A 16564-nucleotide genomic window follows, 5' to 3' on the forward strand; every position below is an offset into this window, starting at 1 on the left:
AATATTTACACTTAATAGTTTGTTAAATTACCGCAAAGCGCTATTTGTAATGCTGTGTGGGCGCTATAATTAAAGCCCTTAGTTATTAATTAAATGGAATAAGTTTTGAAAAAGTTAGCTTTAGCCAGTGCTCTCTTGTTCGCGTTTAGCGCGCACGCACAGTTACATAAAAATATTGATAATGTTGCCGATTACGCTGTAAATACCTACCAAAATGCGCAAGTACACACGCTAACTAACTTAGTTGCTTTTCCTACAGTAAATAGAGATTCAATACCCGCACCACAAAACCCAAATTTTATTAACTTTAAATCGGTATTAAAAATGAAAGCTGCAGAGCTTGGGTTCGACTACCAAGACCTTGGTTACACCGTGCTTATTGGCATGGGTAAACAAACAGACAAGGTAACAGTGGTAACACACGGTGATGTGCAGCCAGCTAATGCGAGTAAGTGGAAGCAAAACCCCTTTATTATTGATACCTCAGAGCCGGGTAAATTAGTAGGCCGTGGTACCGAAGATGACAAAGGCGCTATCGCTACTGCGCTTTACGCCATGAAAGCGATTAAAGATAAAGGTATTGAGCTCAATAACCGCATTGAGCTGATGATTTATCTGGCTGAGGAGTCTGATTGGGGCCCACTTACTGAGTTCATGAAAACATACGAGCAACCAAAGTATGCAGTAACCATTGATGCATCATACCCGGTAGTGGTTGCTGAAAAAGGTTGGAGCTTAATTTCTCCTACATTTAATGCCATATCAGATCAAAAAGCAGTGTATGTAAGCGACCTTGCTGGTGGTGCTTTCAAAAGCCAAATACCAGAAGATGCAAGTTTAGTACTGCATAATGCAAACAATGCGCTAGTTAACCAACTAAAAACAAGAGCCAAGCAACTAAATCAAGTTGAATTTAACTTTAGTAAAAAAAATAACGCCATTGCCATTAATGTAAAGGGCATGTCTGCCCATTCTTCTGAGCCCGAATCTGGCGTGAACGCCATTGCACATTTAGCCGAGCTATTTGATGGAATAGCGCTTGAAAACAACAGCGATGGACAGCTTATTAAATTTGTAAATCAACTGATAGGGTTAGATCTTCACGGTAAGCAGTTTGGCGATATTGCCTATAAACATGACTTTATGGGCCCAATGACCGTAGCCCCAACCGTCATTGAGCGCAGCGGGAATAAACTAACGTTAGCTGTTAATGCTCGTCGCCCTGTTGGTAAAAGTGAAGATGTATTAAAGCAACAAATAGAGACAGCCGTTAATCAATGGCAAGCTAACAATAACGTTACACTCGAGAGTATAGATACAGTGATAGGTAATCCTATGCTGTTAGACAATGCGCCGCATGCGCAAAAGCTACTTGATATATTTAAGCACTTTACCGGCGACGAAAAAGCCGATTTTGTATCAATTGGTGGAGGCACTAACGCAAAACTATTTGATAATGCAGTCTCGTTTGGACCTTCAATGCCAGGAAAACGTTATACAGGCCACTCTGAGCATGAATTTATTACACTTGAGCAATTAGAGCTTAATTTACGCATGTATACCGCAATGATGATTGAGCTAGGTAATATGTAAGTCATCAGTGTTTTAATATGAAAGCCGCCTTGCTTAACTCGCAAAGCGGCTTTTTTATATCTATTAAAATTGGGCCACGAAGCGAATATTGTATTGATCGTAGTTATTATTATCGGTGTAACTTGCAGTGAAATAGTAGCTATCGTTAAAAAGTCATACGTGCAGATAGAACACTTCAATCTAGAAGTAAGTGAGCTAAATTGACCGTTGAAAAATACCTACAAATAGTGGGGTTATAATGAGGTAATTAAAATAGAGGTGAGCTATTTACAATTCTTTATAAACCACTGGCTAATTATTATAAAAAACTTAACAAACTCTCTTCAAAATGGTAAAAATCATACTGTGTAAATGTATTAATACAGATGGATAGCAGTAATATGGACTTTTTGAATTTAGCACTTACGTTTCCTACCATAATTTTCACGGCCCTGCTTTTGGTTGTAATCCTTTTTTGGGTGATCACTTTATTAGGCTTTGCTGACATTGATATGTTTGAATCTGATTTAGACATAGAGCCCAGTTCATCTAATTCAAATAGCGCCCATTCAGCGCCAAACTTTGGTTTTGGCAGTATTCCTATTACGGTATCAATTAGTTTAGTGGTTATGCTTAGCTGGCTAATTAGTATCTATGCACATAAGTTTTTTGCTTACCTACTTGGTGATGGTGTTTTATTTTATGTGTTTGGCTTTGTAATGCTGGTAGTAAGCGCGATTATTGCTTTACCAATTGCAGTTATTATTTCAAAACCATTACAACGCTTTTTCTCAAGTGTAGAAACCTCTCGCAGTAGCGACTTATTGGCTCTTGAATGCACCGTTGTTACTGGAAAGGTGACGCCAACGTTTGGTCAAGGCAGAGTTAATTTTCAAGGCACTGAGCAACTCATTGAAATTAGATCGCATGACGAATACCCCTTCAGCGCAGGTGATACGGTAATATTACTTGAGCATATAAAAAAGCAGCATTGTTATATTGTTACTGCCAAACCTTGGTAACACAACGCCGTTTTTTACTGTAAATAACACATAATAAATCGATAATTACGTTAGGACATAACATGGAATTTTTAGATAACTTACTACCTATATTAACGTTTGTAGGTATAGCGATAGCGGTCATTTTTGCTATTTTGTTAATTGTTGGCAAGTTTTATCGCAAAGTGGAACAAGGCCAAGCTCTCATTATAAATAAAATGAAAAGTGAGCCAGACGTTACCACTACCGGTGGCATTGTTTACCCTGTTATCCATAAAATGGAAGTGATGGATATTTCAACAAAGCGCATGGTACTTGAACGTAAAGACAAAGGCGGCTTGATTTGTAGAGACAATATACGTGCCGATATCGCCATTACGTTTTATATTCGTGTTAATGAAAACAAAGACGATATTTTACGTGTAGCAAAGCAAGTAGGTTGTGCACGTGCATCAGAGCATGAAACGCTGCAAGAATTATTTGAAGCTAAGTTTTCAGAGGCACTTAAAACGGTTGGTAAGCGAATGGATTTTGTTGAGTTATTTACTCACCGAAACGAATTTAGAGACAACATTAAAGAGGTGATAGGGCAAGACTTATCTGGCTATACGCTTGAAGATGTTGCCATTGATTACCTAGAGCAAACGTCGATTGAAAAGCTTGATTCACAAAATATTCTTGATGCAGAAGGAATTCGCCGTATTACCGAAATGACAGCAGCGCAAAATGTATTAACCAATCAATTAAAATGTGATGAGCGCGCAAAAGTAGAAATACAAAACCAAGAAGCCACTGAAAAATCACTTGAAATAGAACGCCAAAAACAAGATGCAATGTCGCGTCAAGTTCGTGAAATTGAAACCGTTAAAGCGCGTGAACACGCCGAAGCTGAAAAAGTACGCCACGAAGAGCGTTTAAAATCAGAACAGGCTCGAATTCAATCTGAAGAGTCAATTGGAATTAGCGAGCAAAACAAGCAACGTGAGCTTGATATTGCAGAGCAAAACCGACTGCGAGTACTGGGTATTGAAGAAGAAAAAGTTTTACGCTCTCGTGAAATAGAAGTGATTGAACGAGAAAGAGAAACTGAAATTTTACGTATTAACAAAGAAAAAGCACTTGAAGTTGAACGCAAAGAAATTGCAGATGTAGTGCGCGATCGCGTAATAGTCGAAAAGTCGGTAGCTGAAGAGCAAGAGCGTATTAAAGATGTACAGGTTATAGCCGGTGCAGAGCGTGAAAAAGACGCCATTATTATCCGTGCAAAAGCGGAGGCAGAAGAAGCACTAGTTAAAGATATTGAAGCTGCAAAAGCGCAAGATCAAGCTGCTGAATTTAAAGCTCGTGAACTTGAAACAATGGCCAATGCAGAACTGCGCATTGCTAACCAGCAAGCAGAGTCTAAAAAGATACTTGCTCAAGCACAACAAGTTGAAACCGCAGCGCAGGGCTTAGCTGAAGCTGACGTTATAACAGCTAAAGCACAAGCAAACGCAATGCAGGGTGAAGTAGATGCCAAGGTACTTCGTCAAAAATTAGAAGCAGAAGCACAAGGTAACCGTGAAATAGGGCTATCTCAAGCGCAAGTACAAACAGCCATGGCTGATGCGAATGAGAAGCAAGGTGAAGTTGAAGCCATTAACCTTGAGCGTAAGATGCTTGCTGAGGCCAAAGGTCTTGAAGAAAAACTACAAGCGCTTAATGCGATGGACCAAGATGCCCGTGACTACGAAAGCTTTACACTACAACTAAACCAGCAAAAAGAGCTAGTGCTGGCTAAAATTGAGGCAGGCAAAGATATAGCAGAGCATCAAGCTCAAGTGATGAGCAAAGCACTAGGCGATGCCGATATTAATATTATGGGCGGCGATGGCCAGTTCTTTAACCAGTTTATGAGTGCTATTAGCTTAGGTAAATCAATAGATGGTTTAGTAGATGAAAGCAAAACAGTACAAACTGTATTTAAAGATCACTTAAATGGCGATCGCAATTTAATTGAGGATTTGAAAGGAGTATTAGCGGGCGCTAACGGTTCAGCTGAAACCATGAAAAACCTTAATATGAGTAAATTATTAAAGCAATTGAGTAACACCACAGCGGCTGAAAAAAGCCAATTACTAAGTATGCTAGGGAGCAATATGGGCAGCGGCCTTGACGAGAAAATAAAACTCGACCCGCAAGACTAACTCCCTCTCAATCTATAGCCGTAATTTATAATTTACGGCTTTTTTGATCACACATACAAAAGTAATACTGCAGGAAAGGTTTAATGACGGACTCAACACAACATGCTTTAGAGCAGGGATCGTACGATTTAATCAAGCGTCGTTTAAATAATTTTGGCGTAACACTAAAAACGCAAACAGATAAAGTTAATGCCTCGCGCATTAACGAGTTTGGTAGTACAGAGCTTCAGGTTAAAGGGCGCGTGCGTGCGCGAACTGAGCAAAACTGTACGCCACGCGATATTGTTATTGTGGGCGACAAAGTTATTTTTGCTTACAACGTGTTTTTGGGTCTGAAAAAAGAAACCTCAATTGATGATGTATTTAGTGTGCACAAATTGGTTCAGCAAGAGGACCACTTTGAGATTGAACCCTACCCAGAAAAAACCTTATTTTTAACCGATACCCGTTTTATTAGAGATTTTGAAGAGCTTTATACTTACTACAAGCAAACTAAGCTGCAGCACCTATATCAGCAAAACGGTAAGTTATTTGCGCTGTTTCAGATTGGTGAAAAGCTCTCTGACGTGCGAGTGTTTAGATGGGAGATACACCCAGATAACACTATTCATTATATTGATAATCGCGGTGAACGCGATATAAAGCACGCACACGATTATGATTTTGAATGGCAAGAAACAGACCGCAGTGACCATGTTGAAGGGCGTCACGGTCATATAAATATTGCCGATACCGTGTTTGTTGAAACCATTGGTGGCACACTCACCATAAAAATAGAAAACAGCACCGAAACCGGCGAAGGCATTCATCAAGAACCTGTTGAAGATAAAAACCAATCGCTTGCTGATAGCGAGGTTGAATACGCGCAAGTGGGTGACTTGATTTTACTTAAAATTTTGCCATACCGAGAAAAGCAGTGGCGCTATTTTATTTTTAACAGCCGCACTTTGCAGGTCATGCGCCAAGATGCCATTGGTAGCGCATGTGTTACGCTGCCTGAGGACCATGGTATTATTTTCCCCGGTGGTTACTATTTGCAGTCGGGACAGGCTCGCTCATTTGAAGAACAAATTGATGATTTAGAATTTCATCGCCAAGTTAAATCGCCCAATGGCGAAGATGTATTGTATGTATTTTATGAGCCAAGCGAAGGACGCTATGCTTTATTTGCCTACAACATTATTGATAAAAACTTACAAAACCCAATCTACTGTCACGGTTATGGTATTTACAACGATGGCATAGCGTTAACCTTCAAAGCCGATAACGAACAAGCTGAACGCGTACACCCAATCCAAATATGGCAAAGCCCATTTGTATCAGCTGAGTTTGCCGCCAATGCACCTGCTTTAACGAGTTTTTTTGGAAAAATTGGTAACCCCGATTTAGTACGCGGTATTTCAGATTTATATAGCGTATGCAAAGCGATTAACGAACAAAGCCCAAGTTTGTTTCACTACGAAGATATGATTTCGCTGAGCCGAAATATATTTGATCGCTACCATTGGCTCAACGAAAGTGAGTTTGCTGACATAGCGCAAAGCTTGCACAGTATTTTTGAGACAGCAGAACAAGTACTTGATGAATTTGAAAAAGTAACTGAAATACAGAACAAAGCTAAGCAAGCACTTGCAGATATAACTAAACAGTACACAGAAGTAACACGAGAGGTCCGCCCCGATAGCTTTAAAGCAGTGTCTGAATTTGTTACGGCAATAGACGCGTTAAAAGTACTAAAAGGGCAAATAATCAGCCTTGAAGATATTAAGTATATAGACACAGATGCACTTAACCAGTTACAAGCTGATGTAGATGAGCATTTGAGCGGCGTAAGCCAAGCTACTGCTGCTTTTTTACAGCAATCAACAGCACTTGAGCCGTATCATAAAAAATTAAAAGAACTCGAAGAGCTAAGCGCTAAGAGTGAAAGCGTAACCGAACTTAAAACCTATGTTGCCGAGCTTGATAAACAAAGTGTAGAGCTTGATTTACTCAACCACACAATGCTTGATTTAGACATAGACGATAGCCGTATTCGCACTCAAATTTTAGAAGATATTAGCGGTGTATATGCGTTAGTTAATAGGGCAAAAGCAGGCATAGAAATACGTCAAAAAAGCTTAGGCAGTGTTGAGGCTAAAGCTGAGTTTGCCGCTCGTTTTAAACTATTTTCACAAAGTATTACTAATGCATTAAATAATGCAAAAACCCCTGAGGCGTGTGACGATCAATTATCGCGTTTGCTAATACAGCTAGAAGAGCTCGAGTCGCAATTTAGCGATTTTGATGAATACCTCAGCGAAATAATAGCCAAGCGAGACGACGTTTACGAAAGCTTTGAAGCACATAAGCAAAGCTTAATTGATGCGCGTCAGCGACGTGCGCTTAATTTAGCAAATGCCGCAGAGCGTATTTTACAAGGCGTTAATCGACGTTCGCAAAGCTTCACTGAGTTAGATGCGTTAAACACCTACTTTGCAGCTGATCCGATGATCAGTAAGTTACGAGCACTTACGCAAGAGTTAAAAGATATTGGCGACGAAATACGTGCCGATGATATTCAGTCAAAACTAAAAGCAAGCAAAGATCAGGGCATTCGCTCATTACGTGATAAACAAGATATATTTACCGATGGCGGTAATACGGTAAGTATAGGTAAACACGCATTTAGTGTTAATAAGCAATTACTTGATTTAACGTTACTGCCTCGCGATGAGCAGCTAATGCTGCATTTAACAGGGACCGATTACTTTGAGCCGATTACCGACGCAAAAAGTGTTGAAACATTAGCGCAAAGCCGTCACTTGTGGCAGCAAGCGCTCGTGTCTGAAAACAGCACTATTTATCGTGGTGAATATTTAGCTGCGCAAATTTTATTAGCCTGCGAAAATAGTGAGCATACACTTACATTTACACAATTACAGCAAGCTAAAGACAACGGTACGCTTTTAAATGTAGTGCAAAAATTTGCAGAGCCCCGTTACCAAGAAGGTTACGAAAAGGGCATTCACGATCATGACGCAAGCGCAATAATAGAGTCTTTACTTAATCAAAAAAGCACCCTCGATTCACTCATTTACCCAGTGAGTTGTAGGGTAGTTGCGCAGCTTTACAGCGCACAATTGTCAGCAGAACAGTTGGCTACTTTTTATCACCAAGCAAAAAATGCATTGTTGATGGAAACGCACTTTGGTGCAATTAACTTTATTAGCGCTTTAACATCTCAACTGAGTGAATATATCAGCGAGTTTTTAAATACGATACCTCGTATGCTTGTGCACTTTAGTAATTTATCAAGTGAGCTCAGCGCAGCATATTTAATTAAGCAATTGGCGCAGCAAAAAAGTGCAGATGAACCTCTATTTATAGTATCTCAGCAAGCTAAAAACCTCGCCGAGCAGTTTAATAGTGATGCAAATAGTAAGGGGTTTAGCAAAGAGCTGACCCAAGCTAATACCACTCTAAACAGCACAGATGAGCGCGGTCTACTTTATTTAAGTTGGCTAAATGCCTATTGTTTACAACACAGTAATATTAGCGCTGAAGTTCAAGCTGAAGCTGCGAATTACCTTCATTTAACAGCCTCTACTTCTTTCAAATATAGCGTTTTAGATGTAAATGCCGATTACACTGTTAGTGGATTAATGGGGCAGCATAAGCAAATAAGTGAGCAAACACTTCAAGTTGATTATGCGTCGTTTTATGCACGCACGCGAGAGTATATTACTGAACAAGTCCCTGCCTTTGAGCAATACCATTCTCTACGCAGTGAAATTTTAGCTGAGCAAAAAGAGCGCTTACAATTAGATGAATTTAAAGCGCGGCCTTTGAGTTCATTTGTGCGAAACCAGCTTATTAATAAAGTGTACTTTCCAATTATTGGCGATAACTTAGCAAAACAAATTGGCTCAGCGGGTAAAAACAAACGCACCGATTTAATGGGGATGCTATTACTTATATCGCCGCCTGGTTATGGTAAAACTACGCTAGTTGAATACGTGGCTAACCGCCTAGGCTTAACATTTGTAAAAGTAAATTGCCCGTCAATAGGGCACGACCAAGTATCACTTGACCCATCTCAAGCCATTAACGCAACTGCCGAAAAAGAGATTGCTAAAATCAATCAAAGCTTTGAAATGGGCAATAACGTAATGCTTTATTTAGATGATATTCAGCATACAAACCCTGAATTTTTACAAAAGTTTATTTCGCTATGTGATGGCTCGCGCCGAATTGATGGCGTGTGGAATGGCAAAAGTAAAACGTATGATTTACGCGGTAAAAAGTTTGCTGTGGTTATGGCGGGTAACCCTTATACCGAATCGGGTGAGAGCTTTAAAATACCGGATATGCTTGCTAACCGTGCCGATATTTATAACTTAGGTGATACGTTAGCAGGGTGCGAGCAAGAGTTTGCAATGAGCTTTATAGAAAATGCCCTTACATCTAACTCCGTGCTTGCACCGCTGGCAAACAGAAATATGGACGATTTATACAAATTTGTGCGTATTTGCCAAGGTGAAGATATACCACTAAATGAGCTTGAGTATGGTTATTCACAAGCTGAGGCCAACGAAATTAAAGCGGTAATTAATAAACTGATCACTATTAGAGACACCGTATTAAAAGTAAATGCGCAATATATTGCTTCAGCTGCGCAAGATAACAACTACCGTACAGAGCCGCCGTTCAAGTTACAAGGTAGCTACCGTAATATGAATAAAATGGCTGAAAAAGTTGTTGCAGCTATGAATGACGAAGAGCTCGAAAACTTAATTTGCGATCATTACCGAGGTGAGGCTCAAACACTCAGTAAAGGTTCTGAAGAGAATCTACTTAAGTTAGGTGAACTGCGAGGTACCGCCACAGCGCAAGAACAAGCGCGCTATGAGCAAATTAAAGGTGACTTTGTTAGGTTAAATAAACTTGATGGTGCAGGTAGCCCGGTAATGATGGCGGTTGAGCAAATAGGATATTTGCATGAGGCGTTAGAGGGCATTGCAAGTAAGCTTAGTAAAAGTAACTTAAGTTATGATTACAATGCATCAATTGGCACGGTTGGCGAAGGTTTGGCCAATTTAGATAGCTCTCAGGGCTTTAATGTACTTAATGAAACACTTCAAAGCTTATTACACCAAGCGCCAGATAAAAGCAGTGTTGCAGAGCTAGTTAGTGTCATTGAGAAAAGTAGCGCACATTCTCATTTAAGCGAACTCAATAAAACACTCAATGCTAACAATGTTAATCAAACAATTACGATGTTTGGGCAGCAGTTAGGTGAGGTTATTGCACAAAATAGTAATCAGGACGAAATTAAAGTGTTAACTGAAACCCTAGGTCAGGCAATTGCTAGTAATGATATAAAACAGCAATTAACCCAATTAGTGCAGGCATGGTCAGGTAAGCAGTAGGTTAGACTTAATAGATTAATGCCGCTTTACAATGAGCGGCATTAATCAAGCTTTGTATAAATTTAAGGTGTGCGATTATTCTCTACTTTACAAATCAAGGTTCACATTGGGTAAGCACTCAAAGCCAGGCTTTGCAAATAAATACCCCTGCATGAGCTCAACCCCCGCGTGTTTAAGCCACACGTATTCTTCTACTGTTTCTATACCTTCAGCCAGTGCTGTAATATTTAAATCTTTAAACATATTTAGGCAGTGGGTTACTATTAATTGGCGTTTTTTATCGCTGTTTATATCTCGTATAAGTGCCATATCTAGCTTAATGATATCTGTTTGAAAGTCAGCAAGTAGATTTAAGCCAGAGTAACCTGCACCAAAGTCGTCTGTGGCGGTTTTAAAGCCTAATGATTGGTAATAATCAACTACACGCTTTATATGTGCAGTATCTTCTACTTTTTCTACCTCGGTAAATTCAAACATGATGTTTTTAATAGGAAAATTATACTTTTTAGCCGCCTCTAATGTAGTACGTATGCAGCGCTCAGGCTTATAAATAGCGTTGGGTAAAAAGTTAATGCTTAGCATTGAGGTAATGCCTAGTTTGGCAGCAAGTTCAATTGCTTTAATGCGGCAAAGCTGGTCAAACGCATAGCGGTTACTTTCGTTTACCTTAGAAATAATAGAATAAGCAGATTCGCCGTTTAGTCCCCTCACTAATGCCTCGTAGCCAAAAATATTGTTGCTTTGGCAATTTATGATCGGTTGAAACGCCATTGAAAAATCAAACTCAAGTGTGTTTGCATCTTCACAGTTACTGCAGGTAACTTTTGTGCAATTTGTTGATTTTTCATTCATTTAGTTCGGCCTTTTTAATATAAGTATTTAAGGTTAGTTTAAGATGGATCTTAACACAAACAAGTTAAAGTATGGGTTTTTATACTTTAACTAGTAATAAGTAACTAATAAGTAAGCCCTAATTAATGACACTTGTTATAATATTGAGTGACTTTAAACAGCTGTATTTGTTTTGTTTATGCTTAAAAATAACCCTATACACAAAGAGGAGAGTAAATATGAATACATCAACATTTTTTGAAAATCTAAAGCGTTATTTAGCTGTATTAGCATTGTTAACAGTCATTAATTTAATTACCTCGCCAAATTATTTATGGGTAATATGGCCTGCGTTGGGTATGGGGATTGCACTACTTAACGATTTACTAGATTTAAACAACTCAAAAAGGGTTGGCTAATGAATGCAAAGCCAAGTGAAAAACTTACTTGGCTTAAGTTGCATATTATTGAAAATAACTATGAGTCGGTTATGAGGCGCTATCGAGTGTTGCATTAAGCGACATTTCGGTATTGAGCAGCTTTGAGATAGGGCAGCCTTTTTTAGTTTGCTCACATAAGGCCTGAAACTGCTCATTAGCTATGTCACTAATACGTGCTTTTACTTCAAGTGCTATATGCGTCACTGCAAAGCCATCGTCTACTTCATCAAGGCTTACCGTTGCTTTGGTATCAATTTTATCTGCTGTAAAACCAGCATCACCTAATGCAAGCGACAGCGCCATGCTAAAACAGGCACTGTGTGCGGCACCTACTAGCTCCTCAGGGTTTGAGCCTGGCTCATCTTCAAAACGGGTATTAAAGCCGTACGGCTGTTTATCAAGTGCACCACTTTGCGTTGAAATACTGCCTTTGCCTGTTTTAATATCGCCAGACCAGATTGAGTTTGCCGTTTTTTTAATCGTCATCATCTTCTCCTTGTTTAAATGTAAGTTTTTCAGATTAGGTAAGCGTTATTTACAAAAAGCTTAAATAAAACCGAAAAAACATTAATTTCAGATGATGTTGCAAAATAGACGCCAGTAAATTGCAATCACTTTTTATTTCGTTTACACCGATCTGAGCAATAAATGACATTGTCCCAATCTCGTTGCCATTTTTTACGCCACGCAAACGGTTTATTACAGATAGGGCAAATTTTTTGCGGTAGGTTTAGTTTTTTATGCGCCATAGTTACTTAACCTGAGTGTTATTTTTAGCGGTGTTTTTATTTTTTACTTTGCTTGTGTTTGGTGTGATTGCAACATGCTTTCTAAGTATTTTTCCTATGGCACGTTTAACTTCAGGACGATCTCGGTATTGCCATAATCGCTCGCGGGCGTCTTTTGAGGCGAGTGTTAAATCAAGCATAGGCTCGGGGTAATCTTCACCCAGTTTAAAATCGTTAAAAAGCGCTTCCATTGGTGTTTGCTCCCACGGCTCGTGTAAATATTCAATAGGGAGCTTTTCAAGTTCAGGGCACCACTTTTTTATAAAGGCGCCTGTTGGGTCCTGATCTTCAGATTGCTTTATCGGGTTGTAATGGCGAATGGTATTAATACCCGTAACCGATGCCTGCATTTGAATTTGCGGATAATGAATACCTGGTTCAAAGTCTAAAAAATAATTAGCTAATGGAAAGCTTGCTTGCTGCCAGCTTATATTTAAATGGTGTGTTACAAAGCTCACCAACATAGCGCGCATTCTAAAGTTAATATAACCGGTGGCCTTTAAACAGCGCATGCATGCATCTATTATAGGCACGCCTGTTTGCCCCTGCGCCCAGCGCTCAATGTCACGCTTTACATGTTTATCGGTACGATACGGAAATGAATGATAGCCCGGGTTTAATGCTTTAAACTCCATAGTGCATTCGCTTTCAAATTTTTGCATAAAGTGGCAATGCCAATGCAAGCGAGATACAAAAGCAGCAAGCGGGCGCTTCCAACCTTTTTTATCGGGATGGTTTGAATGATAAGCGTCTATCGCAGTTTGATAAACTTGCCTAAGGCTTATATTTCCCCATGCTAAATATGGCGATAGTCTAGAGCAATGGGTGCGGCTCAAGCTAGGGCTAGATATTCCTTTTTGATAGCCTTTACCGCGTTGAGTAAAAAAACTTTGCATAACTTCTCTTGCATGAAGCGGGCCGCCCTGCTGAAAATTGTCATCATCTTGAGTGTAGGTTTCAGGTAATTCTGGATTTTTATAATTTTTAAGTTTGACGGAATTAACATTCTTCCAATTGGGTATAGCAAGCGGAGCCTGCATTGTTTTTTGCCAGCGTTCGTTCCAATTGTCACGGTTTTTTTTACCACGAATAACAGCGCCTGTTGGCGATTCTTGCCAGTTAATATGGTTATGGTGGCACCAAGCTTTAATTGCTAAATCGCGTTCAAAGGTATTATTTAGCCCTATTTCTTGGTGGCTAAAAATATGTGATATTTCAAACTGCTCATTAAGCTTTTGAAACAGAGTTTGCATGTTTTCATTAAATGTATACACCTTTGCATTAAAGCGCGCTAATTGAGAGTTTAAATCAACAATAGACTGGTACACAAAGCGCCAGTGTCGTTCATTATAATGAGCATCCTCCAGCAGAAGTGGTTCAAAGTTGTACATTAGTAAGGTAGGTAGGCCAGTATCAAACGCACTTTTTAATGGCTGATGATCGCTTAAGCGTAAATCGCGTTTAAACCACACTATATTTATTTTTTCACGCATTTAATTTACGACTCTTAGCTTAAATTAGTATATTGATGTTCACGTTATTTGATGTTTTATTTCGTTTGCATTTTTATTAACGGGTACTGTTTGCTACAAAAAACGCACTAAAATAAAAAAGTTAAAGTTATTAGTACGTAAAGGTTTTAAATTGCGATTTAGTTTTAATAATAAAAAGGAAAAACATGTTTTTAGATTTAACTAGCAATGCTGATCACAATGTATATTCATATTTAGTGGGCGGTATAAGCCCGCGCCCCATTGCATGGATCAGCACGTTAAGCGAAAAAGGGATTGCGAACATTGCTCCGTACTCATTTTTTACCGTAGCAAGCTGTAATCCCCCTGTATTAAGTGTTACTCAGGTAAATCCGCGTGATCACGCTAACAAAGACACGTTAACTAATTTACTGGCGACTAAAGAGTGCGTGGTCAATATTGTTAGCCATAGCTTAGTTGAACAAATGAACCAAAGCTGTGCCAATTACCCCAATAACGTGAGCGAGTTTGATGAAGTAAATATACAACAGACGCCAAGTTTATTAGTGAGTCCGCCAAGTGTAGAGGCTTCTAAAGTTCGCTATGAATGTACCTTGCGTGATGTAATTACGGTTTCAGAAAAAGCCGGTGGCGGAAAAATGATATTATTGGATATTGTTGGTATATGTGTTGATGATGAAATATTAGTAAACGGTTATATTGATCCTGCTCGATTAGAGGCTGTAGGGAAAATGGGTGGCGATTACTTTAGTACGACAAAAGATAAATTTGTTCTTAAGCGCCCTCAGTTATAGAATACGGACCTGATTTAAAAACATAAAAATAAAAGGACTTTTGATGCGTAAACTTATTGCTGCTGCATTGATCACTCTTATTAGCTTTAATACTCTCGCCGAACAAGATAAAAAATTGCCGATAGAAGCCTTTGCGGGCTTAAAAGACTTTAGCCAAGTAAAGCTTTCGCCTAATGGTGAAAACCTTGCCTTTGTAAGAAACAGCAAAGGCACTTTAATTCTAATGGTAAAAAACTTTAAAACAGGTGTTATTACCCCTATTTTACAGTCTGACAACCAAACTGTATTTTTTGACTGGTATAGCTGGGCGAATGATGATGTTCTGTTGCTAGGTGCACGCCATATAAAGTACCAATTTGGTGGTGCTAAATATACTTCAACTCTTATGTATGCTTATAACTTAACTAACGATAAAGGCATTAAGTTGGCTATGAGGGGAAATGCCGCTCGTGGCGAGAGACAGCCACAGTTTGCCGATAAAATTGTTAGTTTTTTACCTAAGCAAAAAAATAAAATTTTAGTGCAGGGTGACTTTAAAATAGCTAATACTCCTGCGGTATACGAGTTAGACCTAACCACATTGCGCAGAACGCAAATACAAAGGCCTCGTAATAATGTTACAGCGTGGTTTTCCGACAGACAAGGCAATGTGCGAATCGCTAAAATAATGGACGATACTCAATTTACTTATGAATTACTTAACGCTGAGACCGGAGACTGGGACACGTTATTTGATTACGAAGTATTTAGTGAGCAAAGTATTTCTATATTAGGGTTTGATAAAAACCCTAACCTTTTATATATCTCGGCTTTGCACAACGGGCGAGATGCATTGTTTAGACTTAACCTAACTACTAAAGAGCGCGAGTTAATTTACAGTAATGATAAATACGACTTTGATGGTTCTATTTTTTATTCTAGCAAAACAGGTGAGGTTGCAGGCTTTACTGATTCTCATTTAGAGGACGGGGTAAACTACTGGGATGCAGATTTAGATAAATTGTACCGTTCGTTACGTGCATCGCTCGCTAAAGATGAGTACGATCTTGACATTGTAAGCACCACCGAAGACCAACAAAAGTATATTGTTTACTTTACCTCAGACAGCACCTCTGGCATGTACCTTCTTGGCGATAGAACTAAAAATGAATTGTCTTTACTTGCTCATGCTTATCCGAAAATTGATGAAACAGTATACGGCGGTAAAGAACGCATTAGTTATAAAGCGCGAGATGGATTAACCATTGAAGGTTATTTAACGTTGCCTGTAGGTTATAAAAAAGGCGATAAATTACCCACTATAATATTCCCGCATGGTGGTCCAATGGCGCGAGATTACGCTAACTTTGATTATTGGACTGCATTATTGGCTTATCATGGTTACGCTGTACTACAGCCAAACTTTAGAGGTTCAAGCGGATATGGTTATGAGTTTTTAATGCAATCTATTCAGGGTTTTGGTTTAGCCATGCAAGACGATTTACAAGATGGCGCCAATTGGCTTATTGAACAAGGTATTGCACAACCTGAAAAAATTTGTATTGGTGGCGCAAGTTATGGTGGTTATGCAGCGTTAATGGCGGTTGTTAAGCACCCTGAAACATTTAAATGTGCTGCCAGTTTTGCAGGCGTAAGTGATTTAGAACACCTTGTTTTTAAAGCGCGTTACTTTACCAATAAAGAAATAGTCAGAAAGCAGTTTGGTACAGACGACGATATGCTAGAAGCTAACTCTCCTGTAACGTATGCAAAGCAGATTAACCGACCTATATTATTAGTTCATGGCAGCGATGACAGTGTAGTGCCTGTTTACCATAGCCGGGAAATGGAAGATGAATTAGACGATGAAAATAAAGACGTTACTTATATTGAGTTAGAAGATGGCGATCATTATTTATCGCATCAAGCACATCGCGTTAAAACGCTGCAGGCTTTTTTAGATTTTTTTGATAAGCATTTAAAAAACTAAACAATACAAAGGCGACTTAGGTCGCCTTTTTTGTACAATTTTTTTAAGTAGGTGCACATTGTTTGCACGTTTAGTTGTT

Annotated in this window: 11 protein-coding genes; 7 read left to right on the forward strand and 4 right to left on the reverse strand. The window is 39.1% G+C overall.

What is annotated here, in order from left to right; all coding sequences use genetic code 11:
- The first annotated feature begins 105 nt into the window (after window positions 1-105).
- From MTF67_RS07695 to MTF67_RS07710, 4 genes are all read left to right on the forward strand, one after another.
- Window positions 106-1593, forward strand: a complete 1488-nt coding sequence (locus MTF67_RS07695) for a dipeptidase (RefSeq protein ID WP_248519196.1) — start codon at window positions 106-108, stop codon at window positions 1591-1593.
- A gap of 365 nt (window positions 1594-1958) precedes the next feature.
- On the forward strand, window positions 1959-2594 hold the full coding sequence (locus MTF67_RS07700) for a DUF1449 domain-containing protein (RefSeq protein WP_248519197.1): 636 nt from the start codon (window positions 1959-1961) through the stop codon (window positions 2592-2594).
- 62 nt (window positions 2595-2656) lie between these two features.
- Window positions 2657-4759 (forward strand): SPFH domain-containing protein, encoded by a 2103-nt coding sequence (locus MTF67_RS07705; RefSeq protein WP_058429577.1) that lies wholly within the window; start codon window positions 2657-2659, stop codon window positions 4757-4759.
- 83 nt (window positions 4760-4842) lie between these two features.
- Window positions 4843-10170: a DNA repair ATPase gene (locus tag MTF67_RS07710; protein WP_248519198.1), complete on the forward strand. Its 5328-nt coding sequence runs from the start codon at window positions 4843-4845 to the stop codon at window positions 10168-10170.
- Window positions 10171-10257: 87 nt separating this feature from the next.
- On the opposite strand, the gene MTF67_RS07715 is transcribed toward MTF67_RS07710, so the two are convergent.
- On the reverse strand, window positions 10258-11022 hold the full coding sequence (locus MTF67_RS07715; protein WP_006791452.1) for an EAL domain-containing protein: 765 nt from the start codon (window positions 11020-11022) through the stop codon (window positions 10258-10260).
- Window positions 11023-11240: 218 nt separating this feature from the next.
- Between MTF67_RS07715 and MTF67_RS07720 the strand changes: the two genes are divergently transcribed.
- Complete coding sequence (locus tag MTF67_RS07720; RefSeq protein WP_006791451.1) at window positions 11241-11420, forward strand: 2TM domain-containing protein; 180 nt, start codon at window positions 11241-11243, stop codon at window positions 11418-11420.
- A gap of 69 nt (window positions 11421-11489) precedes the next feature.
- On the opposite strand, the gene MTF67_RS07725 is transcribed toward MTF67_RS07720, so the two are convergent.
- From MTF67_RS07725 to MTF67_RS07735, 3 genes are all read right to left on the reverse strand, one after another.
- Entirely contained in the window at window positions 11490-11927 is a 438-nt protein-coding gene (locus tag MTF67_RS07725) for an OsmC family protein (RefSeq protein ID WP_248519354.1), read from the reverse strand.
- 125 nt (window positions 11928-12052) lie between these two features.
- Window positions 12053-12190, reverse strand: a complete 138-nt coding sequence (locus tag MTF67_RS07730; RefSeq protein WP_248519199.1) for a DUF2256 domain-containing protein — start codon at window positions 12188-12190, stop codon at window positions 12053-12055.
- 2 nt (window positions 12191-12192) lie between these two features.
- A complete protein-coding gene (locus tag MTF67_RS07735; protein ID WP_248519200.1) occupies window positions 12193-13722 on the reverse strand; it encodes a deoxyribodipyrimidine photo-lyase in 1530 nt (509 codons plus the stop codon).
- A gap of 185 nt (window positions 13723-13907) precedes the next feature.
- On the opposite strand from MTF67_RS07735, the gene MTF67_RS07740 reads away from it, so the two are divergent.
- Together MTF67_RS07740 and MTF67_RS07745 are read left to right on the forward strand one after the other, a co-directional pair.
- Complete coding sequence (locus tag MTF67_RS07740; RefSeq protein ID WP_248519201.1) at window positions 13908-14516, forward strand: flavin reductase family protein; 609 nt, start codon at window positions 13908-13910, stop codon at window positions 14514-14516.
- Between the two features lie 43 nt (window positions 14517-14559).
- Window positions 14560-16485 carry a S9 family peptidase gene (locus MTF67_RS07745; RefSeq protein ID WP_248519202.1) on the forward strand — a complete coding sequence of 642 codons (1926 nt, stop codon included), beginning with the start codon at window positions 14560-14562 and terminating at the stop codon, window positions 16483-16485.
- The last annotated feature ends 79 nt before the right edge of the window (window positions 16486-16564 follow it).

Origin of the sequence: Pseudoalteromonas sp. 2CM32C (genome assembly GCF_023161925.1) — a bacterium.
In the GTDB taxonomy this organism is placed as follows: domain Bacteria; phylum Pseudomonadota; class Gammaproteobacteria; order Enterobacterales; family Alteromonadaceae; genus Pseudoalteromonas; species Pseudoalteromonas marina.